Origin of the sequence: Aliikangiella maris (assembly GCF_040719265.1) — a bacterium.
GTDB classification, from domain to species: Bacteria; Pseudomonadota; Gammaproteobacteria; order Enterobacterales; family Kangiellaceae; genus Aliikangiella; species Aliikangiella maris.
Window position 1 is genome coordinate 247,683 of sequence record NZ_JBFDAH010000001.1, and the last position, 23,631, is coordinate 271,313.

A 23,631-nucleotide genomic window follows, 5' to 3' on the forward strand; every position below is an offset into this window, starting at 1 on the left:
GTTGCAAGCACCGATTTTGAGACTAATAAAGTATATTAGTTGGGCTCTTTTAGCCGCTTGTTGCCTTTCGTCAAGCGCCGAAACATTACCTAATTTTGATATTGTAGTATTCAATTTAGCCAATAACGACGATGAGTTAAGCATAGAGCAACCGCAATTAATCGCCCAATCTAAAGCGTATGAAAACCAACCTTTTTTCTCAACTGATGATAGCCAATTATATTTTACTAAGTCAGATGGAAAACAAACGGATATATGGCAATGGTCTTTTAGTCAAAATAGGTTACAAAGTTTATTTAACACTGAGCCAAGTGAGTATTCTCCAACCGTAATTCCTGGTTTAGCCGATTCAATTTCGATGATTCGACAGGATAAAGATGGTACACAAAAATTATGGCAGTTTTCTAATAAAAAGGGTTTTAACCTGTTGTTTAATTCAATTGAACCGATTGGCTATCATGCCTGGAGTCAAAATCAAGTTGCACTATTTGTGCTGGGAGAACCCAGTACACTACAAATTACTCAACGTGGTAATGATGGCGCTGTCGTTATTGATAAAAATATTGGACGATGTCTGCAAAAGCGTCCAGATTTTCATCAAATCAGCTATACCGTTTATCACGATGATACCAAAAAACATGAACTTAAAATTTATGATTTTAATACAAAATCGGTTTCCTCAATCATTGAACTGCCTTCCGAAGCTCAGGATTATACTTGGCTTTCAAAAGACGTACTGCTGTCATCAGAGCGTGAAAAATTATTAGTTTACCGATTAAATACTAATCAAAAATGGGTGCCGGTAAAAAATATAAGTCAGTTTAAGTTTAATCAAATCTCTCGGTTAGCCGTATCTAATAAGAAAGATAAATTAGCGGTTGTTTTTGAAAATAATTGATCTTTAAAGCAATCTTTTAATAGGTTTCGAAGCAAAACTAAAATTTTATTAGAAAAAAGTTTTATCTCGAAATTCAATATATCGAAAGATATTATTATCTATTTCTTATTTTTGTTACTTTAAACTTGAATAATTCAATATATTTGATACCTTTGGTGGTCGGATATATGGGAGTAGTTTTCGAATAAACTATAGAAAAAAACAAGAATTAGTTCGGAATTAAAAAGTGATCATTAATCAAACGGCTAGTTGGTTATTGCGGGCTGTTTATGTGGGGACTATTGGGGCAATATTAACAATTTTATCTTTTTCTTGTCGATCATCTGAACTGATTGGTGAGATTCCCTTCATTACTCTGGCGCCAAATAAGCAGATCGAAATTGATGGAAAGTTAGACGAAACAACATGGTCTGATGCCCTCGAGCTGTTTCTAAATTTTGAAACTTCTCCGGGTGAAAACATTCCTGCGCCTGTTGCCACCCGGGCGCTAATCTTTGAAGATGGCAGAAATATTTATATTGCCTTTGAAGCCTATGATGATAGCCCACATTTAATTCGTGCCTATATGGGGGATCGCGACAGTATAGAATCCTCTGACTCTGTAGCTATCAAACTGGATACCTTTAACGATTCGAGAAAAGCATTTTTATTTGAAGTAAATCCGCTAGGTATTCAAGCTGATAGTGTGATTGATGAGCAGTCTGATAAAACTGATTCAAGTTGGGACGCTATCTGGTTTAGCGCGGGTAAGATGACGGCAAATGGTTACAATGTTGAAATGAAGATTCCATTTGCAGCTTTAAGGTTTGAAAATAATCGTTCAAAAAAGCGTTGGGGGTTAGAGCTGGTTAGAAAGCTGCGCCGCAATGTGGTTCATGAATTAACTAACCTCCCGGTTGATAGAAATATTGACTGTGATTTGTGCCAGATGGGGGAAGTTGAAGGATTTGCACTGGCCGAATCCCCTAGCAATTTGACACTGATCCCTTCGCTGACTTTGTTACAGTCGGACAAGCGTACATTTGATAATGGATTGCAATGGAATAATGGCAAACTAAGGGAAAGACTGAGTCTTGATATGCGTTGGGGAATCAACCAAAATAATTTTTTAAATGCCACGCTTAATCCTGATTTCTCTCAAGTTGAAGCGGATTCAATTCAACTGGATGCGAATAATTTGTCGCTTCTTCAATTAACCGAAAAACGGCCGTTTTTTCTGGATGGGATCGACTACTTCAGTAACTGGACTCAGTTAATTTATACCCGTATTTTTGATGAGCCCGAGTATGGTATTAAAATTACAGGTAAAGAAGATAAACACAGTTACGGATTGATTAGTCTTAAAGACAAACACACTAATTTAATTATTCCAAACCAATATGGGGCTAATCTTTTTAGATTATCTGATACAGAAAGTGAGAATCAGGTAGTCCGTTATCGTTATGACTTGGGCGATAATAGTAATATTGGAGCAACTATAACACTGCGTGAAGCCGATGATTATCGGAACCAGGTTGTCGGACTGGATGGTCGGTTTTGGTTTACCGGTAGTGATTATATCAAGTTTCAAGCGATGACTTCCGATACCACTTATCCTTATGAGTTTTTTGTTACAACTAGTGAAGTTACCGAAAAGGATATTTCTGATCAAACGGTCTCTTTTAACTATACCCATAACGATAGAGATTGGGGATGGTTTGCTACTTACCACCGTTTTGGAAAAGATTTTAGGGCCGATGCAGGATTTATCAGTGTGGCTAACTGGGAACGATCTGCTTTTGGTTTTTCACGAAACTGGTATTCAGATGAGCCAAGTAGTTGGTGGAAGTCTGTTGAGATTTATGGCGATTGGCGCGAAACTCAGGAAATTGATGAAACACCAATTGATAAGGGGATAAATCTTGGGATTGAACTGAATGCCATTTATGAATCGTTTTTTGGTTTTGATATTATTGATCTTGAGAATACTTATTTAGGGACTACATTTGAAACACCAAGCTATATATTTTGGGGAGGATTTAATCCCATCCCAGAATTAGGAATCAAGTTTGAGTACGAATGGGGAGATGAAATAGACTACTCTGCCGCAGTATTGGGTGATGTTGAACGGCTGACTTTAAAACTCAATTACCAATTAACACAAAGACTCAATTCAGCGCTTGAATACATTTATGAAGATTTTCAATATCAGAATATAGATGTATATAATACGGATATCTTTAATCTTAAAACAACTTATCAAATCGATACCAACAGCTTCATTCGATTGACACTTCAAGGTAAGGATAGCGTTGATATGGATGGAAAAGATAAACTCCTTGCTACCCAGCTGATTTATTCTTATAAGATTAATCCATTTACTCTGTTTTATGCAGGGTATTCTGACAATTATGCGAATCAAGATGAGCGTTACCCCGATCTAGAAAAATTAAACCGCTCGGTTTTTCTTAAGTTTTCCTACGCTTGGCAGCTTTAGTATCAATCAACTAGTTAAGTCACACCTTGACCCATAAATTTTAATGGAAAGACTTAAAGATATTTGCTGAATCTGGTTTTTTTATATGGGGATTATTGATATGATCTGCCCGTTTATTTTAATGAAAAACAGGCTAATTTTGATGAATATTTATTCTAAATCTATACTAGGATTATGTTTTTGCACGTTTTTTAACCTGCCAGTTTTTGCAGATGATTTCTTTTTGTCAAAGCCGAGCGAAGCTTCTGGTAATGCCGATGTAAATTGTGAGCAAGAAGCAGAAGGTTGTACCGGAAAATGGGAAGGGGGTATCGAGTTTGGATATGTGGCTGTTTCTGGAAATGAAGACACGGCATCATTAAATGGACAATTTAATTTGTCGTATGAATTAACTAAATGGAAGCACGAAGGATTTGTCGCGACGGTGACGAGTTCATCTGAAGAAAAAGATTCAAGCGGTAATGTTATTAAAACTGAGTCCGAAAAATATGTCGCCCAAATTAAATCGAACTACAAAATTAGCAATAAATCATATGCATTTGGCATTTATGACTATGATAGCACCAAGGATTCTGGCTTTGAGTACCAAATGTCATTAGCTGTTGGTGCAGGTTACAATTTCATAAAAGATGATACACATGTGCTCGATGGGGAGCTAGGTTTTGGTTCGCGTAAAAGTAAAACTGAAGCAACACTTGTATTACCATCAGAGACCAATAATGAAAGTATTACTCGAATCGCTGGTAAATATAAATGGAAAGTAAGCGAAACTGCAACATTTGAGCAAAAACTATCCTCTGAAATTGGTGATGACAATACTATCTCGAAATCATATACTGGCTTATCAGCTAAAGTGATCGAAGACCTTGCCTTAAAGTTATCTTACGCTGTAAAGCGCCAATCTGAAGTTCCACTAGGTAGTAAAAAGACAGAAACAATCACCTCGTTTACAGTTGTTTACTCTTTTTAATCTTGTTAATCGAGAGAGTGACATTATCTTTTAATTATTGGGTAATGTCACTTGGATAGACAAAAGCATCGATAGCTTTTGTGGTTTAATTTTGAGCCAACACTTCGTCACTAACAAAGCGATTGGATTTTCTTTCAGTATCGAAATTCGAGATGGGGCCATGACCCGGAACAAACCGAGTTTCTCTGCCTAATGGCCAAAGTTTTTGGGTTATTGATTGAATCAATGTTGTATAGTCGCCTCTCGGAAAATCTGTCCTGCCAATTGAGCCCCGAAATATAACGTCTCCAACAAAAGATAACTGTGATGGCTGATGATAAAATACAATATGGCCTGGAGTATGCCCGGGACAGTGAAGTATCGAAAGTACTTCTTCGCCGACAGTAACTTCTTCATTTTCATCAAGCCATCTACTTGGATGACAATTTTTTATCCCAGTAAATCCGTAGCTTTTAGCCTGATCAGTAATTGCATCGAGCAAGAATTTATCTTCGATGTGAGGACCGTTGATTGCAACCTGAAAGTGAGCGGCTAAATCAGTTGCCCCACCTGCGTGATCGAGATGACCATGAGTAAGTAGGATTTGAGTAATTTCAATGGAGTTTTCTTCAATAACATTGAGGATTTTTGCAATATCGCCTCCCGGATCAATGATGGCTCCTTGCTGCGTATTATCACACCAGATGAGCGAACAATTTTGTTGAAAAGGAGTAACCTTTACAATTTCTACACGTAATGCCATATAAATATAGATAAAATACTTTATTGAATGAAAGTTATGCTAACAAATTTTTTCAATTATGCCTACTTTATGAATATGACCAATTAAAATTGATTGTTTTGTAAAAATATCAGCGCGATATTTATTAACTTGACACTTACTTATTCGATATTTTTTAGTTCGATATTTTTGCGAGCAAACTATTATGTGTTTAGGATTAAGTATCAGTTTACAATTCAGATGAAAGTGAAAAATTTAAGAGTTGTGTAGTGAGATCTTTCAGTCTTTTCAGCTTTTGCTTTTTGCCTGTTAATTGATAGATACGCGACAATGTTTCTTCAGTTTTGTAAAATAATAAACAATCAATCAAAAATAACCAATCAACTTGAGGAGTACTCTCTAGGGTGTTTTGATCTTTGTTGGATAAGCAAGTCAACAGCAGTTCTTTTAATAACCAGTTGATTTGGGTGAAGCTTCGTTGATGATTGCTAAAAGCCTTCAACTCATTTCGCGTATGCGAATTTAAATATAAACTGTTATATTCAAATTGTTGTCGAATAATTTCATAAACGATTTTGTTTTCGAGTGTAATAAATTGATGGTTAAGATTGTAGATTAATGATGCTTCAAAATCAGTTAATAATTTGGGTAAAAAAGATTTAAGTTTTGCATTAATTGTCATTAATACATCGCAAGTAAATAAGCCTGTTGAAGAATCTTTTCGGCTGCCAATACGATAAATAGAGTAATGGTTTTTTAACCAAAAATTTAATATCTTGGAATCACAAGCAAAACTGGCACCTAAAAAATCTATTTGCTGAAGATGAGCATAGTCTTGAATATTCTTGAGTAACAAACTGCCAATACCGAAAGATTGTAAATAAGGCAATGTTGCTATCCGCATGATACGTAAATAGCGATAGGTCCCGGCTTTGGAATAACCCAAATTACAAATAATTGATTGAGGAATTAACTCTCCCTTTAGTCGCACTGATGAATGGTTTAATTGATTGATTGTTTCTGATGTTAAATTACCTTCCTGATTTAGTAGTGCAACGGCAACAACTTCTTTTTGTTTAAATAATACGGCAACAGTCAATTTAGGATTTGTTAATATGCTCTCTAGGTCGGCTGGACGTGTTTGGTAATGTGCATTGATTAATAGCGAAAACACTTGAGATAGGTAAGATTCATTCGAAGTTAACTCGGCCTTGTCAATAATGTCAAATTTGAGTTCAGAAAGATTATTCAATTTAACTTGCTGAGTACCATTAGTACTATTGAGTAACAACGCATTGAAACACGCATTTTCCAACTTATCGTTTACTGACCATCGAATCGGTCTTGCTATACTTGTGAAGCGAGCTTGTGGAAATTTTTTAAGTAAAATTTTCTGAAATCTAAGTTCAAATCCTTTACCATTTCCTTCATATCCATCTGTTGTTGAAGAAAAAATAATACGATTGTAATGCGCAATGATTTGAGTTAATTGATTGACGGGAAAAGCCGCAGCTTCATCTATGAGTAATAGGTTAGCTTCAGGTTGGTTTTGAATAATTCTATCAATCGGAATGAATTGAACACTTGAGCCATTATTACAATTGTATTTCTTGTCTTTAGTAGACTGCTGAAATAGCGTTTTATCTAAATGTTTAAAATACGAATTGAGGTTTTGAACGTTAGGGGCGGTGACTATAATTTTAAAGCTTGCTTTATTGCACAAAACATTGCTGGCAATACCAAGTGCAGCCGATTTACCCCGCCCTCGGCTGGCAGTTAACACTAATGGTCTCTTGCTATGTCCCGTTGCGACGCGAATTATTTTTTCGATAGCTTTTTCTTGTTCTTGATAATTTTTAGAATTATTTTTATTTTGACAAATGTTTGCATTTGCAGCTGAGTTATTTTTTGATGTGTTGTTCTCAGAATCTAATAATACTAGTCCAGAGTAGAATTTGAGTGTAACAGGACAAATTATACTAACCGCAGGGTTAGTTAAATTAAACTTTAGAATACGCTTGAGTACCGGGGAAACTTCAATCGGCTGCAAAAAATGAATGAGTTGTTTTGTTTTTAAGTGGTTGTTTATCAAGTTAACATACTGATGGAGCCAATTATTTAACTGATTGGGTAATATAAGAAAAAGACAACCTCCACCTTTTATTCCACCACACAAAGCAGCAAACAAATTTACATCAAATTGGCTTGATGCATTATGAATATAGATTTGATATTCATTACCTAATAATAACTGTTGTTCAAACAGCGAAGCGGCTGACAGATCGGCACTTAGGCTTTTTCTGTTATTTTGATTCGATTTTTCGGTGTTATAGGAGAGTGAAATAGTTGACTCTGGGTATATGTTTTGCCAATCGATTTTAAGTTGTTGCCAGGTTTTCTCAGTAATTAATAACAAACCTCGAATATTTTGATATTCTAGGTTCTTTAGCCAGTCGTAAAATGCTTGTTGAATTTGATGAGACAAATGAAATTGAATATGCGGTCTGAAATATATCCAATTATATACGATAAACGGAGTACTTTTATAGTATTACCCACCATGTTTAAGTTAATTTAAGCAAGACTTGCGATAAGTCCAGCGTAACTTTCTAAGATTATTTTTAAGTCGTTCGAAGTTTTCTGGTTTTTGCTGATTTCTAAGTTGAATTTCAATTTGATTAATTTGAGTTTTAAGTTTTTTACACTGTTTCTTTTTATTGCTTTGAGCTTCGTTTTTTATTAACTCTTTCCGTTGCTTTTTATAGGGAAGCTTTTCTTTCGCGACAAATGATGTTTTTATCCATTCAGTGGCGTCAATTATTGGAATGGGTACAGTTTGGTAGTCTGTATTTGTAGGACGAACATCGGTAAAATTTAAAATACCATTTTCATCAATATATCGATAGATTTTAGCTTTACATACATTGGGATTTATAAAAATCAGTATGTGAAAAATCGATAATAAGAGTGTTTTCCTACACATTTTTAGTCCTGTAATTTTTTAATATTTATTTTAATCAGTAAGTGACTAAAGCATACTAGTAGAAATTTAGCGGTGATGAAATTGTTAAAGTCTGTTTCTAATGTAAGAGATTGTCAGGAAAAATAGGGAGATTTTTGCCTTGTAGGGAAGAGTAGGCACAGAGTAGTTAAAATCACTCTGTGCTCAAATATGTCAGAAATAGATTATCCAGCGAAATTGCTAGAAACAAATTCCCAGTTAATAATATTCCAGATAGCTTCTAAATAATTTGGTCGAGCATTACGGTAGTCAATATAGTATGCGTGTTCCCAAACATCAATAGTTAGTAAAGGTGTGAAACTCTCTGTTAATGGGCAGCCGGCGTTGCTGGTATTTTTAATCGATAATTTACCTGAACTATCTTTTACTAACCAAGTCCAGCCAGAACCAAAATTAGTTGCTGCAGAGTTTAAAAATTGTGCTTTAAGTTCATCTATTGAACCAAACGCTTCATTAATTGCCGCAGTTAGTTCAGCTGATGGTTGAGTTGCTTCAGGTGATAAACAATTCCAATAAAAAGTGTGGTTCCAAATTTGAGCCGCATTGTTAAAAACACCGCCTTCTGAGTCCTTAATTACTTCTTCTAAACTCATTGATGCATATTTGGTACCTTCAGCTAATTTGTTTAGATTCACGACATATGCGTTATGGTGCTTACCATAGTGAAACTCAATGGTTTCTTCAGAAATAGTTGGTGCTAGTGCATCCTTAGCGTAAGGTAATGCAGGTAGTTCAAAGGACATTTTATTCTCCTAGAATATTATTGATTGTCGACGGGGGCTATTTTAGACTGAAAAGCGGTATGGATACAGGGTAAATTGAAGCAGTTAACAGTAATAATAGTTTATATCTATAAAAATAAATACTCAGTTTTGAGATAATTAATAATAATTAACAACTTCGCATAGAATCATAATACGAAAAAAGATAAAATTCCTGCTCGATACGAAGTGGTCGGATAATCATAAATTTTTTGAGGTTAATCGTGGATACTGTAGAAAAAATTAAGCAACAGCTAGAAGAAAATAACATTATTTTATATATGAAAGGTTCTCCAGAAGCACCAATGTGTGGTTTTTCTGCACAAGCTTCTCAGGCAATCATGTCTTGCGGGAAGGAGTTTGCTTATGTTGACATTCTGCAAAACCCTGACATCCGTGCAGAGCTTCCAAAATATGCAAACTGGCCAACTTTTCCACAACTATGGGTAAATGGTGAGTTAATTGGTGGATGCGATATTGTATTAGAAATGCATCAATCAGGTGAACTCGCTCAAGTTATCGAAGCTGCTTAGTCTCTTCACTGTGTAAGCGTTCGCATAAAAATTGATTTAGTTGGCTACTCGATACATTTGAGTAGCTAATTAACCTACCTACAAAACAACCTGATTTTAATCGATATTAAAGTATGCATTAAAAAAATTAGGTAAGCCTTTAAAGATCGATTATAGATAAACTATTGCTCAAGAGAGAAAGTATCGCATTAGCTAATGGATATGTGGTTAGTGACTTGTGTCGAGAATTAGAACTTAATTATTAAATGATCTGGTCTAAAACAAGACTTAATCATTAGAAACTATCTAAATGCTAAAGTAGTGAGAAGAAATAATGCTTTAGTTTAGTTAATAAGCTCGGTAATGTTTGTTAAACCGATAGCACCATACTTTTGTGCTTCTTGCTCCAACATTTCGAATGCACGATCAATTTCAAGTCCATCATTTTCATTAGTAACATCTGTTTCAAGCTGAATCGTTTCAAATCGAGTGGGACCAACCGTTTTTTCTGTGATAAATTGCTTTTCTTGAGTGTTCAATTGATAAACTCCACCAATATTATTATGCATAAATGAACTGCTGAGATAGGTTTGAAAGTTCAAAAAAATGTCGAGCCGTATCGTTTATTTTTTTATCAATTTCAGAATCCGAATACCAATCCTCTGGATAAGACCCAATTAACGCGATGTGTTCTGGTAATAACGGAACATCTATCGGCGTAGCTAGTCTAATATTTGTAGCTATATGAAAATTAGCGACTTTTTGCTTGTCTGTTCCAAGACAAAGTCTGCCATTTTCTAGTGTGTACCACTTCATCTTAAATCCTCATCAATGTTTTCTAAATTTGACTGAAAACACTGTTTAAAATTTGTCTTGTTTCGAGGAGCTACCATAATACCAAATTGGTATTAAATAAATGAGAAGGAGTTCACAAAATCAGGTTTAATAAAAATTAAATATTATAAATCAATAGGTTATATGTTTTTATTAAAGCAGGTTGTTAAGATAGGGAGAATCGGTTATTTTATCTGACAGACCAAACAACAAGGTCAGAATTCAAATTATATCGTATATTCCAAATAGAATTTGAATTTTATCAACATCTTTAAAAATTAAATGTATTACGAATTGTTACAGAGTTCACTAATAATTCATTAGTGGATATTTTATAAATTAATTATACTGATCTGCAACCGCTTTAGGATGAATTAAATCATGGATTATAATAATAAAGTTATTTGGATTACTGGAGCAACATCGGGAATTGGTAAAGCCTTAAGCTTTGCCTTGGCTGCTAAGGGTGCCATTTTAATTCTTTCAGGCCGAAATGAGGCTGCGCTTAAATTATTAAGTCAAGAACTACACAATCCTGATTTACACTCGTATTTAGCTTTTGACTTGGTCGAAGCTTCATCGCTCGAATCTCAGGTGAATAAAGCTTGGTCATTTCATAATAAAATCCATATTTTAATTAATAATGCGGGTATCAGTCAGCGATCGTTAGCGCTTGAGACTACGCATGAGGTTGATCGCTTGGTCATGGATATTGATTATTTTGCGCCATTGATCTTAACCAAATCACTTGTCTCTAAAATGCGAGACCTAAACTTTGGAATGATTGTTAACATTATCAGTGTTGCAGGAAAAGTAGGTTCTCCTATGCGAAGTGCATACTCTGGAGCTAAACATGCACTGATTGGATTTATGGATAGTTTTCGCGCGGAGGTGTCTAAATACGGGATAAAAATTATTAATGTTTGTCCTGGGTTTGTTAAGACGAATATCAGTAAAAATGCGCTGACCGGAAATGCACAGCCTTATGCAAAAATGGATAATGAAATTTTAACAGGGATGAGTGCAGAAGAATTTGCAAAAGTGCTTTTAAGGCAACTTGATAAAGGTAAAAATGAAGTGATAATCGCCAAAGGTTTACCTGCATTGGCTTCGTTTATCCATCGCATTAACCCTAATTTTTATCATTGGGTTTTACCTAAAATCTACCAACGAAATCAATAATAATATTTAGCTATGGGGTTTGACTAAGTGAAACGTATTTTAAAATGGATTCTATTGTTTGTCGTTTTTTCAATTTTGTCAGTAGCTGTTTTTGCCGTCAATGAATGGTACGGAAAGCCTGTGTTGATTAATAATTTTTTTAATCGAGTCGCATTGAAAACTGTTTTTAAACATCCAGAAACCCTATCTTCAATGCACTTTTTGGAGCAATACGGTATTAAAGCTCACAATGCAGAGCTAAACGACATCACACCAGAATTCAGTCGAGAACTATTTGACTACTTTTCAAAAGAGCATGCTGTACTTAAAAAATATGAAAATGAAAGTTTAAGCAAAAACGAATTACTTTCAAAGAAAATTGCTGAATATTTATTTGAGCTTGCTAAGCAAGCTGAGCCTTACCAATTTCATACTTATCCGGTAAACCAGCTCTCTGGTGTGCAAAATAGCTTTCCTACTTTTATGGATGCACAACATCAAATTAATGATGTTAATGATGCGGAAGATTACATTAGCCGCTTACATAAATTGCCATTAAAATTTTCACAAACAATCGAAGCACTAAAACATCGTCAAGAAAATGGTATCGTTCCACCTAAATTTATTTTACAACGTGTTGTTGATGAAATCAGTAATTTTACCGAACATTCCACAGAGCAAAATATTTTATACCAATCATTACAAAAAAAATTAAATAATGTAGATTCAATTTCAGATAAACATAAGCAAGATATTTTATTAAAAGCGAAAACAGCGATTACTGAAGATGTATATCCTGCTTATGAATCTCTATCTCAATATTTATCTGCCTTGTCTGATAAAGGTGATGATAGAGCGGGTTTTTGGAAACTACCCGATGGCGATAAAGCTTATCAGGTTGCTCTCAAATTTTTTACGGGAACAGATTACACGCCAGATTATATTCATCATGTTGGTTTGAACGAGGTTGCTAGAATTCAACAACAGATGATGCAGATTCTTTCGCAACAGGGAATTGATACTTCGCAAGGTTTTTATACAGCAATCAGCACCCTGACATCACAAGATAGATTTTACTATGAAGATTCTGCTGCTGGTCGAGTACAGATCTTAAAAGATTACCAAAAAATTATTGATGAAATAGATGCTAACCTGGGTGACTCGTTCAATATAAAAAATAAAGCGGCTGTCCAAGTCGAACGGATTCCACAATTCAAAGAAAAAACCAGTCCAGGTGCATATTACATTCCGGCAGCTGTTGATAATTCAAGACCGGGTAGATTCTCTGTGAATCTTTATGATGTTAGAGCAACTCCTAAATTTGGAATGAGAACATTAGCTTATCATGAGGCTGTGCCAGGACATCATTTTCAGGTTTCAATCTCTCAAGAGCTTGAAGGCGTTCCTTTCTTTCGAAAATTGTCTATATTTACCGCCTATACCGAAGGCTGGGCCTTATATGCTGAGCGTTTAGCTTGGGAACTTGGCTTTTTAAAAGATCCTTTCGACAATGTTGGTCGGTTACAGGATGAATTATTTCGTGCAGTCAGACTCGTTGTTGATACAGGTATTCATGCTAAACGCTGGACTCGTCAACAAGCCATTGACTATATGATTGAAAATACCGGAATGGCTGAAACAGATATTACCGCCGAAGTTGAGCGCTATATTGTTTTACCCGGACAAGCATGTGCTTATAAAATTGGTATGATGAAAATATTAGAGCTTCGAGCTAAAAGCCAACAAGCGCTTGGTAGTCGTTTTAAATTAAGTGAATTTCACAATGTCATACTTAAAAATGGCGCTGTACCGTTAGATATTTTAGAAGAGCTGGTAGATGAATATATTCAAACTGAGCTCAATCGCACCAATTAAATGACTGATTAATAAAGCGAAAGGTGCTCAATTGAACCTCGTAGACCGATTAATATGACTTAGTCATTTGCGAATCAAGCTGATGAATAGTGATCGCGATATCTAATGATACAAGAATATCCGTCTCGCAGTCGGTTAAATATAAATTGGCGTTTTTGTCTAGTACGGTAGGCAAAGCTGCAAAGGACCTGTATATGAGGGAGGGAGGCATGGCATATTCTGCAAAATATTAATTGCTATTCTATACTTGAAATATCTGTATTGCAGTGATTACAGCTGACAAGAGAGAATTCAGGTGGTGAGCATGGCATTTGATATTGACGATTTAAGAGCGCAGCGACGTCGCAAGCGACAGCTTTCTATATTGTTAACCTATCAGCAGCCAAATCATGGAGAAACTAAGCCGTTTGAGCATACATGCGCAACAGAAGATATTTCCGAAGGAGGACTTAAAATTGTTTCGCAAACCCCTTTACCATTGGGTGTTTCATTGCCGTTGGAGGTTAAGGTGATCAAGCCTGAACAATTGTTCAAGTTTTTGGGGGAAGTGAAATGGTGTTTAGAAGTTGATGATTCACCAACTTTTTTCATTGGAATCAAGCTGTTAGATATAATTGAGAATGAATATCGTAACTGGCTTGAATTGGTTAATTCATTTAAATAGTGTTCACTCGCGGAGTGTTAAATGAAGCATGAAGAGCAACGTCGACACGAACGTCTGCAACGAGAAGAGAAAATCTTTATTGAGGTTTTATCGGCTTCGGACGGTAGTTCCGATGATTGTATTTTATTAGAATGTACGACACAGGATATTTCTGAATCAGGCTTAAAAATCAAGTCGGGTTATCCTTTCATTATACACTCTATACTTGAGCTATTAATCAGCTTTGAGTCTGGTGGATATCGGTTTTTACTGACGGGTGAGGTGAAATGGTTCGAAAAGATCTCACATAATGAATACTTGGCTGGATTTGAATTAATCGATGCTGAACATTCGGATTACTTAGTTTGGCAAAAGATGTTTCAGTCAGAAGAGAGAAAAGCCGGATCAGTATGAGTGATTTAACTGCTCTTTATCACTAGTTTCAATCATAATTCCATCAAAATTCAACATATTGTCGCTTATTAGCACTTCTTTAATCCGTTTATCTTCTAGATAATTCTACTCTTAACCAGTAATTTTGTCAGTTTTGTTTATATTGCGGTATTCAATCGCATTTTTTACCGAGGATGTTTTTCTTGAATAATATAGAATAGAGTTATATGACGTCATTGGTAATAGTTATCTCATTTGTTGACTGAACGATAACAAACTGATTATATAGACCAAAAAATATTAGGGGTCTTAACGAGGGAATCATTTATGCATGTAACACCGCAACCGACACAGGCTGAGTTAGAAGTCTTGCAGGTTTTGTGGCAACGAGGGGATTGTACCGTTAGGGATGTTCATGAAGAACTCTCTGCCACGCACACCACCGGCTATACGACCGTTTTGAAAATAATGCAAATCATGTTTGAAAAAGGTTTGTTAGAGAGAGATGAGTCCTCCCGTGCACATATTTATTCATCGGCTGTCGATCAAAGCGAAACTCAAGGACGTTTTGTTAAAGATTTAGTATCAAAGGTTTTTGCGGGGTCAACATCGAAACTTGTTGTAAGCGCTTTGCACGGTAAAGCGACCAAAAAGGAAATTGCTGAAATCAGAGAGATTTTAAATGAATTAGAGAACAAGAAATAATATGAATCTATTTGAGTTCTTATATAGTGAACATGTTATTTCAAATGTTGCCTATACTTTAGGTCATTTTTGTTGGCAAGCTACTATTATTGGATTGTTATTAAAGTTAATTTTAAATTTCACGAGTAAACATGCTCTTTATTTTAGATATTATTCATGCCTGGGTGCATTAATATTTTGCTTGATTGCACCGATATACACTTTCACACATTACAGCAATGCTGATAGTTTTAAGCAATCTGACTTATATACTTTGCAACCAACCAACTTACTAAATCATCAAGACATCAGCGATTCCAATGGGTTTATATCTATCGCTAAAGATCCTAATCAGTCCCATTTGTCATACATGAGCGTTGACCGAGATAGTTCGCAAGATGATTGGACAATAGATAAAACGAATACCTCGTTTTATGAACAGATCAGCAATCACCAAATTCTGGTTTTGATTTGGGGCATCGGCGTATGTTTCATGCTGTTTAAGTTTATTTTTGATTTGCACAAAACCTTTTTACTTACTAAGCGAGGCATTTTGCCAGTTGATTCTGAATTAAATATCGCATTTGTCAACTTGTGCGCTCAATTGAACATTGATAAGCCAGTAAAAATATTTCGTTCATCTTTAGTTAATGTACCGGTAGTGATTGGTTGGTTGAAGCCGACAATTTTGCTTCCTCTAGCGATCACAGTTGGGCTAGATAAAAAGCAATTAGAACTAATTATTGCGCATGAGTTAGCCCATGTTAAGCGTGAAGATTTTTTGATTAACTTGATTCAGGGCGTAATGCAGGTATTGTTTTTCTTTCATCCGGCAATTTATTGGATTAATCGCGCGCTTCGAGAGGAAAGGGAATATATATGTGATGCGATTGCAATACAAAATGCGCCAAAGGACTCACAAAATAAAAGACCTCATATTGAGTTGTTAAAACTGGATTTAGCAAAAGCATTGTTAAGAATTGAAGAGTTAAAAGAAGGCAATTTATCACTGGTTGCTGTTGCCGCGACAGATGGACATCTTAAACGCAGGGTTGATCGAATCTTAACACAGCATAAGCGCCAGTTAATCTCATTAGAAAGCCTGTGTGTTGCGTTTTTAGCAATAATTGTCAGTTTTACTTCGTTAGCTTTTACCTCTAATACTTTTACCGCAGAAACTTTTGCATCAGAGACGTTTACAGAGCAAACTTTTGCCAAAGAAAATTTGACCAATCGTAATTTTCTCTCAGAGAATTTACATATGGGGACCTTTAGTGATTTTCCGATAGTAGAAAGGTTGGAGAGTAAACGCTCAGTTATTAATACATCGACAATTAATACATCGACAATTAATGTACCGACAGTCAATACGACTTCAGACAACACGCGAGCAGAAACTGTAGGTGGAGTGAATAGTTCTATAATAGATGGCACATCTCAGTCTGGTAAGGTGATTACCAGACAAAACGATGATAATCCACTGGTTTTAGCATCGGCATCACAACATCCTGTATTGGCGCTTCCTACTATTGTGCCAAAGCAGTCGGCCAAGGTCGATCCTAAGCCAATGCATATTGCCAAACCACAGCAAATCAATCGTCAAGCTAAAATAGCGTTAAATTTGGCGCACCAGACTGACTTTTCGAGTGTCACAGTCCCGGTAGGAACAACTGGCGCTAAAACCAGTCTTCAAGCTGTGCAGGCTGATTTACTCAGGCTGAATACCAAACTTGCGTCTCGTCAAACAAGCGTGCAGTATAAAGAGCCTAAAGCGATTTATACACCATATCCTGGATATCCTGCAGAGGCCTATACAAGTCAGCTGAGTGGTAAAATCAAAGTTGACTTCACTATCGATGCGCGCGGGCGGGTAACCGATCTGAATTTTAGCGACGGTGCTTCTTGGCTGTTTGTTAGAGAGATTAAAGATAAGCTTAAACAGTGGCGATATAAGCCAGCAATAAAGGATGGTAGACTGACCGCTTATCATTCAAGTATTTATTTTGATTTTGAATTGCCGCCAGAGCAGCCGCTAGTTAAGTATCAGGTGGGAACGAGAATTCGTCGTAAACTTAACTAATATTTAATAGACTTCAATGAAGTTGTTAAATTTTCGGCGTATGATTGATTTAATGTGCTAATCAGCAAAGCGAAACTAGGCTTTGTGACAGAATAAAGATACAGAAGCTATGATTAAAAAATTTTTATTGGTTGTTGTAATGTTTATCGTCATTATAGGCGCATTACAAATATTTGGTGGTCGCGATTTTGGGCAAATTACACTAGCTTGGGATAAATATGCCAGTAATGGTACATTAAGTTCTTTTATTGATGATGTCGTTATCATTTTTAAAGGTGATAAAATTAAAGAATCTGTATTCCCACATTCTAGATATGCCAAAAAGGTGGTTTATCGCTGGACTGATGCTAATGGTGAAGTCCATGTCAGTGAAAGAATGCCAACAAATGTTAAAGATTATGAAGAAATTCAATTAGGGGATATGGAATTTCAAATTCAAGAAAGTATGGGCGATGATATTACCGTTAAAAAAGCAAATAAAAAGAAAGATGATAACTAGTTCTAGGGATTAAATAATCAATCTAAACAATAGCTTGTACAAGGGGATAATATAGATGTTTGATGCTGCGATATTGGAAGTAGCATTAAAGCCTAGAATAAACAGATTCACCCCGATTGCATAAGAGCGACAGTAAAACTAATTTATCCATGCTCAGCTATTTGATTTCATTAATTATATTTTGAAGGATTAATGGTATTTTCGGCAGATTTTTTGAGTAAGACGTAAACTGAACCGACCCCACCATGACGTTGAATAGCTGAGTGAAAAGCGATTACTTGTTCAACCTGTTTAAGCCAATGATTTACATAGCTTTTTAAACGTGCCGGTGGGTTACTCTGTAAACCTTTTCCATGAGTAATCATAATTGTTCGGTATTCGTAGCGAATAGATGCTCTTAGCAACTGATAAACGTCATGTCTTGCTTGCGCAACCGTTTTTCTGTGTAAGTCTAAATGATAATCAATGTCATATTTACCTTGTCTTAACTTTTTGAAAACGCCGGGTTGAACTCCGTCAAGTTTAAAAGAGAGTAATTCAAGCGGTTCAACAGGAACTACTTCGCCATCTGTCAGAAAATTATGGTCTTTCTTCAAAAATGACTCGGCCATTTTTTGACGATAAATATTGTTAATCTCTGGCTGATTTCGGTTTTGTGTTAAAACTTTGTCTTGCTCAAGAGGTTTCACTTCCGCCATTTCTTCTAAAAAATTATCAGAAGGCGTCATTTCAGAATCATTGGTCATTAAATACACCTAAAGCTGCGATGATGGTGACTTTGTCATTTTATGCAATTATCTCCGACCTGGGTAGATGCAAAGCGGTTTAATTTTTTCTATAATTCCCAATGATTCATAGAGTCTTTGTAGGAATAACTAATGATTGATGGACAATATAATGTTGTTTTTAGAGGCCAGACTGTAAAAAGCTTGGAAATCGAACAAGTCAAAGCTAATCTGGTGAAACTGTTTAAATCGACACCAGAAGCCATTGAGCGGCTATTTACTGGTGGTGAAGTCGTTATTCGAAAAGATCTTGATTACGCGGCAGCGATGAAGTATCAGTCTGCGTTGCGTAATGCTGGGGCCTTAGCACTGATTAAAGAAGTTGAATCCAGCGCAGAACAACCTGCAAAAATAAAAGCTGCATATGCTGGAAAAGCCAGCTTTGCATCGCCCGAAGATGGTGCGACTGACAGCTCAAATGATACTCATGTGAGTCATGGTATCAATAATGAAGCAACCCATGTGACGCAATCCCCATCAAAAGCAGAAGATATCTCAAGATATAGTGCGCCATCTAGTCAAATGATGCCTCAACAGCAGACAGGTGCTAATACCGATATCCCAGACAGTCGTGGTGCTTCAAGCCTGAATGCTGAAAATCAGGCTGAAGAGGTGGCGGGCGATTTTTCTGTTGCAGAGGTTGGTGCACAAATATTACCTCCTAAAGTCTATGAAAAACGTGAAGTTGATACCAGCGGATTATCATTGGCTAGCGTAGGTGAGCGGATTTTACCGGCTAAAACACCGGAAAAGATAGCGGCTCCCTCGATAGACCATCTATCACTGGTCGATCAATAAGCGGTTGTTATCAGATGACTGATGGTGCGAATTGCCGAGGATTTAATTGCGGAGTCACTAGCGGATAATTAACCGCTAGTGTTGCTTATGATGGAATTTGTCAAACCATAAAGCCGTACCGCCAGCTACCGCTGCAGGCATGACTAAAATGTTAACAACTGGAATCATTGTCAATAGCATGACAATGGTGCCAAATCCAAATGTACTTCCTCGTTGTTGGCGAATTTCTTTCAGCATTTGAGAAAAAGAAATTTTATGATTATCCATTGGATAATCAATATACTGAATACCAGCCATCCAAGCATTAAAGAAAAACCAGATAAATGGTGCAACAATGGCCAAAGGTGTCAAAAATAAAATTAAGCAACCCAAAGCTCTGGGTAAGTAGTATAAAAACTTTTTCCATTCTCGCTTGAGTAATCGCGGAATATCATTGAAAAACTCACTAAAGTTAAAGGGTTTATCGATAAATTGATCGTTTGCCAGATATTTTTCTACCGCTTCAGAGAGTAAACCGTTAAATGGTGCGGCGATCCAATTGGCAATAAAGGCGAAAATAAAAAAGATAACGATAAAAACACAAATGACTACCAATGGCCAGATCAACCAGTCGAGCCATTCCATTACCCATTGTATGATGCTGCTATCACTTTGCTGCAAGCTGTTATACCAGGATGAAAGGTTCTCAAATGCATAAATTGTCGCTATCGTCAGTAATAACAGATTTATTAATAGCGGAATAAACACAAATGTTCTAATTTTAGGTTTCCAGATAAGAGAAAAACCTTTGCTCAAATATTGAACACTGCTAAGTGATGAATGTTGCATAAGTCTAATTTACTGGGTGATTACTATATTTTTTATGTGTTTTAACTGAGAAATAATTTAAACTAATGCGTTTGATAAAACTAGCCCCATTTTGTAAGTCTTTATAGCAAACCTAATAAAATTTACGCGTGACTGTTTTATCACCAAATACTGATATATTTAGATTTAATACAAGATGCGATTAAAACAAATTAAATTAGCTGGATTTAAATCATTCGTTGATCCTACCAGCGTTCCATTTCCAGAAAATTTAACGGCAATTGTTGGACCAAATGGGTGTGGCAAGTCAAATCTGATAGATGCTGTACGCTGGGTTATGGGTGAGTCTTCGGCAAAAAATTTGCGTGGCGACTCGATGACGGATGTTATTTTTAATGGTTCGACAAATCGAAAGCCTGTTGGTCAAGCAAGTATCGAGCTGGTATTTGATAATTCTGACAGTACATTAAAAGGCGAATATGCCAATTATGCTGAAATATCAATCAGACGACTGGTAACACGAGATGGCCAAGCGAATTATTATTTAAACGGTACTAAGTGCCGACGTAAAGATATAACTGATATATTTTTAGGTACAGGACTAGGGCCAAGAAGTTACGCCATCATTGAGCAGGGAATGATCTCTCGTTTAATAGAGTCAAAGCCACAAGAATTAAGAATTTTCCTAGAAGAAGCTGCGGGCATTTCGAAATACAAAGAGCGTCGGCGCGAAACTGAAAATCGTATTCGTCATACTCGCGAAAATATGGAGCGTTTGACCGATATTCGTGAAGAACTGGGTAAACAATTAGCACATCTTCAGCGACAAGCAACGGCCGCGACTAAATATAAAGAACTAAAGCAAGAAGAGCGTCAGCTCAAGAGTGAGTTATCTGCGTTGAAATGGCAAAAGTTTAATGCTCAAGTTGAATCACTTAGCAGTGATATTAAAAAGCTTGAAGTTGAGCTGGAAGCTCGTATTGCCGATCAGCGCCATGCCGATAATCAAATTGAACAAACTCGCGAACAACACATTGAGCTGTCTGAAGGCTTTAATGCAGCGCAAGGACGTTACTATGGAATTGGTGCTGACATAGCTCGACTTGAGCAAGGTATTGCCCATAAAAAGGAAAGACGCGGACAATTAAATGAAGATTTGCAACAAGCTTCTTCTTCATTAAAACATTTACTCGAGCAAATGAATCAAGATGAAACCCAGATTGAATCATTACAAGAAAAGCTACTTGAATCAGAGCCTGAGCTAGAAATTCAGCAACAGAAGCTTGAACAAGCGCAAGAGTCACTGCAAACCATAGAAGCTTCATTATTAGATTGGGAAGAACAGTGGGAAACTTTTAATCGCAGTAGCGCGGATAACAGTCAAAAAATGGAAGTTGAACGGACACGTATTCAACATTTTGAAAAAGTGATCGAAAGGCTGGTTAAGCGTACAACAGATAATGAAGAAGAACTGGCAAAGCTGGAAGCTGAACCCATTGAAGAATCAATGCTAGAGGCATCTTTGGAATTAAGTAAAGCTGAAGAGGAAACTCAGTTATTATCTGAAAGCGTTGAACAAATGATGGAGCAGATATCTGGTTTGCGTGAACATCGACGTACCAGACAATCTGAAATTGATAGTTGTCGCAGTCAATTACAAAAAGTACAAAGTCAGTACATTTCTCAAACAGCATTACAAAAGGCTGCGTTGGAAATTGACAGTAAATCGGTTGATCAGTGGCTAGCTAAAAATAATATGAGTCAACATAAAAAGTTGGCGCAAAATATTAAAGTTGAAAATGGTTGGGAAACCGCAACAGAAATTGTATTGGGTGAGTTACTCGATGCGGTAAGCGTTGAGTCTTTTGATAGTTATATTGAAGATATTGCGACATTGTCGGGTGGAAAGCTAACATTAATTCGAAAATCTGCAGTAAAATCAGGTTCGGTGAATGAATCGGCTTTGTTACACAAAGTTGAAAACGCTGATAATGTCGCCGATATCCTTAAAAATGTACTCACCGCAGAAACATTGGAACAAGCCTTAGCCATTAAAGAAAACTTGACTGAAGGTCAATCTGTTATAACCAAAGATGGTTTATGGCTTGGTCAAAATTGGGTTAAGGTTGCGCTAAAAGAAGCCGATGAAACTAGTGTTTTGGAGCGTGAAAAGCTGATTGAAAAACTGGCTGAGGAGTTGGATATTTTTGAAGCCAAGCTTGAATCTCTTAATGAACTATCCGAGCAAGAAAAAGATCAGCTAAAAGACTTAGAAACGACTTGGGAAGAAAAACAACGCACTTTGAGTGTGGCGAATAAACGCTATGGTGAATTGAGAGCCAAAGTCGGATCACAACAAGCTAAGCTTGAGCAAATGTCACAGCGTAAACAAACACTCAATAAAGAGTTAGCTGATTTAGCGCAACAAATCCAAACTGACGAATTAACTTTATCGCAAAGTCGGGCAAATCTTGAAAAATTGGTTGATGCGATGGCTGATGATTTATCACAGCGTGAAAATTTAAATCGATTAAAAGATGAAAAACGATTTGCGGTAGAGCAGGCAAGAAGTCAGGTACAAGCGGCTAAAGATCAAGCGCATAAAATTGAATTAGAAGTCGCTCATATCCGCTCGGAAATTAATTCTGTGCAGTCTACAAATGAGCGTATGAATCGTCAAATAACCGAGTTACAAACGCGCAAGTTATCGCTAGAAGACTCTTTGGCAAGTATGAGTTCTCCAGACGATGATGAGCAACTACAATTAGAAGCTGCATTAGAAAAACGCTTAGTTTCAGAACAAGAACTGGCACAAGCAAGAGATGCGTTGGAAGAAGTCGACAAAAAAATACGTCAGTTTGAAAAACAGCGTCATGATGCAGAGCAAGCAGCGCAAGGTGTACGAAGTCGATTGGAACAACTGCGTATGCAGTGGTCAGAAAATTCAACGATGCAAAAAAATCAGGCTGAAAGTTTATCTGATGCAGATGCCGGTATCGAAGAAATTCTGGCGAATATGGAAGCGGGAGCAACCGAACAAGAGTGGGGTAATCGTCTAGAGCAAATTGCGGGTAAAATTCAGCGGTTAGGTGCAATTAACCTGGCAGCAATTGAAGAGCATGAACAACAAAGTGAACGAAAAGTTTATTTAGATGCCCAATATGCTGACCTCGAAGAGTCCTTAGAAACTTTAGAAGGTGTAATTCGAAAAATTGATAAAGAAACTCGTACTCGTTTTAAAGAAACTTTTGATAAAGTAAATGCTGGAATGAAAGAGCTATTTCCTAAAGTGTTTGGCGGTGGTCATGCTTATCTTGAGATGACTGGCGAAGATTTACTGGACACTGGCGTTGCCGTTATGGCGAGACCACCGGGTAAACGCAACAGCACGATTCATTTGTTATCTGGTGGAGAAAAAGCTCTAACCGCATTGTCGTTGGTATTTTCAATATTTCGACTCAACCCGGCTCCTTTTTGTATGCTTGATGAAGTGGATGCGCCATTGGATGATGCCAATGTTGGGCGTTTTTGTAAACTGGTTAAAGAAATGTCTGAGACAGTACAATTTATTTATATTACCCACAACAAGGTTGCAATGGAGATGGCCAGTGCACTTGCTGGGGTAACAATGCAGGAGCCAGGCGCTTCTCGTCTGGTTGCCGTTGATGTTGATGAAGCAGCCAAATTAATTGCGTAATTAAAAAATATTGGT

At 36.6% G+C, this 23,631-nt stretch carries 21 protein-coding genes; 13 read left to right on the forward strand and 8 right to left on the reverse strand.

Annotated elements, in window-relative coordinates:
- Window position 1: 1 nt before the first annotated feature.
- The 3 genes from ABVT42_RS01075 (at window position 2) to ABVT42_RS01085 (ending at window position 4,344) form a co-directional block, all read left to right on the forward strand.
- Complete coding sequence (locus tag ABVT42_RS01075; protein ID WP_353873246.1) at window positions 2-898, forward strand: TolB-like translocation protein; 897 nt, start codon at window positions 2-4, stop codon at window positions 896-898.
- 226 nt (window positions 899-1,124) lie between these two features.
- Window positions 1,125-3,374 (forward strand): carbohydrate binding family 9 domain-containing protein, encoded by a 2,250-nt coding sequence (locus ABVT42_RS01080; protein ID WP_353873247.1) that lies wholly within the window; start codon window positions 1,125-1,127, stop codon window positions 3,372-3,374.
- An 85-nt stretch (window positions 3,375-3,459) separates the two neighbouring features.
- Window positions 3,460-4,344 (forward strand): DUF481 domain-containing protein, encoded by an 885-nt coding sequence (locus tag ABVT42_RS01085; RefSeq protein WP_367023354.1) that lies wholly within the window; start codon window positions 3,460-3,462, stop codon window positions 4,342-4,344.
- Between the two features lie 85 nt (window positions 4,345-4,429).
- Here ABVT42_RS01085 and ABVT42_RS01090 read toward each other — a convergent pair whose 3' ends face one another.
- The 4 genes from ABVT42_RS01090 to ABVT42_RS01105 all read right to left on the reverse strand — a co-directional run bounded on the left by ABVT42_RS01090 (window position 4,430) and on the right by ABVT42_RS01105 (window position 8,830).
- The gene (locus ABVT42_RS01090; protein WP_353873249.1) at window positions 4,430-5,086 is read right to left on the reverse strand and encodes an MBL fold metallo-hydrolase; all 657 of its coding nucleotides are present in this window, start codon (window positions 5,084-5,086) and stop codon (window positions 4,430-4,432) included.
- Window positions 5,087-5,294: 208 nt separating this feature from the next.
- Complete coding sequence (locus ABVT42_RS01095; RefSeq protein WP_353873250.1) at window positions 5,295-7,550, reverse strand: tRNA(Met) cytidine acetyltransferase TmcA domain-containing protein; 2,256 nt, start codon at window positions 7,548-7,550, stop codon at window positions 5,295-5,297.
- A gap of 84 nt (window positions 7,551-7,634) precedes the next feature.
- Window positions 7,635-8,048 carry a hypothetical protein gene (locus tag ABVT42_RS01100; RefSeq protein ID WP_353873251.1) on the reverse strand — a complete coding sequence of 138 codons (414 nt, stop codon included), beginning with the start codon at window positions 8,046-8,048 and terminating at the stop codon, window positions 7,635-7,637.
- 203 nt (window positions 8,049-8,251) lie between these two features.
- The gene (locus ABVT42_RS01105) at window positions 8,252-8,830 is read right to left on the reverse strand and encodes a superoxide dismutase (RefSeq protein WP_353873252.1); all 579 of its coding nucleotides are present in this window, start codon (window positions 8,828-8,830) and stop codon (window positions 8,252-8,254) included.
- Window positions 8,831-9,069: 239 nt separating this feature from the next.
- Here ABVT42_RS01105 and grxD point away from each other — a divergent pair, with 239 nt between their 5' ends.
- Window positions 9,070-9,381 (forward strand): Grx4 family monothiol glutaredoxin, encoded by a 312-nt coding sequence (grxD, locus tag ABVT42_RS01110; protein ID WP_353873456.1) that lies wholly within the window; start codon window positions 9,070-9,072, stop codon window positions 9,379-9,381.
- A gap of 323 nt (window positions 9,382-9,704) precedes the next feature.
- Here grxD and ABVT42_RS01115 read toward each other — a convergent pair whose 3' ends face one another.
- Window positions 9,705-9,929 carry a hypothetical protein gene (locus ABVT42_RS01115; RefSeq protein ID WP_353873253.1) on the reverse strand — a complete coding sequence of 75 codons (225 nt, stop codon included), beginning with the start codon at window positions 9,927-9,929 and terminating at the stop codon, window positions 9,705-9,707.
- A complete protein-coding gene (locus tag ABVT42_RS01120; RefSeq protein WP_353873254.1) occupies window positions 9,922-10,176 on the reverse strand; it encodes a hypothetical protein in 255 nt (84 codons plus the stop codon). The genes ABVT42_RS01115 and ABVT42_RS01120 overlap by 8 nt, the downstream gene beginning before the upstream one ends.
- 399 nt (window positions 10,177-10,575) lie before the next feature.
- Here ABVT42_RS01120 and ABVT42_RS01125 point away from each other — a divergent pair, with 399 nt between their 5' ends.
- The 7 genes from ABVT42_RS01125 (at window position 10,576) to ABVT42_RS01155 (ending at window position 17,529) form a co-directional block, all read left to right on the forward strand.
- A complete protein-coding gene (locus ABVT42_RS01125) occupies window positions 10,576-11,376 on the forward strand; it encodes an SDR family NAD(P)-dependent oxidoreductase (protein ID WP_353873255.1) in 801 nt (266 codons plus the stop codon).
- A 27-nt stretch (window positions 11,377-11,403) separates the two neighbouring features.
- Window positions 11,404-13,230, forward strand: a complete 1,827-nt coding sequence (locus tag ABVT42_RS01130; RefSeq protein WP_353873256.1) for a DUF885 domain-containing protein — start codon at window positions 11,404-11,406, stop codon at window positions 13,228-13,230.
- Window positions 13,231-13,534: 304 nt separating this feature from the next.
- Complete coding sequence (locus tag ABVT42_RS01135; RefSeq protein ID WP_353873257.1) at window positions 13,535-13,894, forward strand: PilZ domain-containing protein; 360 nt, start codon at window positions 13,535-13,537, stop codon at window positions 13,892-13,894.
- Between the two features lie 21 nt (window positions 13,895-13,915).
- A complete protein-coding gene (locus ABVT42_RS01140) occupies window positions 13,916-14,287 on the forward strand; it encodes a PilZ domain-containing protein (RefSeq protein WP_353873258.1) in 372 nt (123 codons plus the stop codon).
- A 306-nt stretch (window positions 14,288-14,593) separates the two neighbouring features.
- Complete coding sequence (locus tag ABVT42_RS01145) at window positions 14,594-14,971, forward strand: BlaI/MecI/CopY family transcriptional regulator (protein ID WP_353873259.1); 378 nt, start codon at window positions 14,594-14,596, stop codon at window positions 14,969-14,971.
- Window position 14,972: 1 nt separating this feature from the next.
- On the forward strand, window positions 14,973-17,030 hold the full coding sequence (locus ABVT42_RS01150; RefSeq protein WP_353873260.1) for a M56 family metallopeptidase: 2,058 nt from the start codon (window positions 14,973-14,975) through the stop codon (window positions 17,028-17,030).
- Between the two features lie 139 nt (window positions 17,031-17,169).
- Entirely contained in the window at window positions 17,170-17,529 is a 360-nt protein-coding gene (locus ABVT42_RS01155) for a DUF4124 domain-containing protein (RefSeq protein WP_353873261.1), read from the forward strand.
- A 170-nt stretch (window positions 17,530-17,699) separates the two neighbouring features.
- Here the strand turns inward: ABVT42_RS01155 and smrA are convergent, their stop codons facing one another.
- A complete protein-coding gene (smrA, locus tag ABVT42_RS01160; RefSeq protein WP_353873262.1) occupies window positions 17,700-18,275 on the reverse strand; it encodes a DNA endonuclease SmrA in 576 nt (191 codons plus the stop codon).
- Window positions 18,276-18,407: 132 nt separating this feature from the next.
- On the opposite strand from smrA, the gene ABVT42_RS01165 reads away from it, so the two are divergent.
- The gene (locus ABVT42_RS01165; RefSeq protein ID WP_353873263.1) at window positions 18,408-19,112 is read left to right on the forward strand and encodes a hypothetical protein; all 705 of its coding nucleotides are present in this window, start codon (window positions 18,408-18,410) and stop codon (window positions 19,110-19,112) included.
- A gap of 75 nt (window positions 19,113-19,187) precedes the next feature.
- On the opposite strand, the gene cysZ is transcribed toward ABVT42_RS01165, so the two are convergent.
- Window positions 19,188-19,940, reverse strand: a complete 753-nt coding sequence (gene cysZ, locus ABVT42_RS01170) for a sulfate transporter CysZ (protein ID WP_353873264.1) — start codon at window positions 19,938-19,940, stop codon at window positions 19,188-19,190.
- Window positions 19,941-20,115: 175 nt separating this feature from the next.
- Here cysZ and smc point away from each other — a divergent pair, with 175 nt between their 5' ends.
- Window positions 20,116-23,616 (forward strand): chromosome segregation protein SMC, encoded by a 3,501-nt coding sequence (gene smc / locus ABVT42_RS01175; RefSeq protein WP_353873265.1) that lies wholly within the window; start codon window positions 20,116-20,118, stop codon window positions 23,614-23,616.
- The last annotated feature ends 15 nt before the right edge of the window (window positions 23,617-23,631 follow it).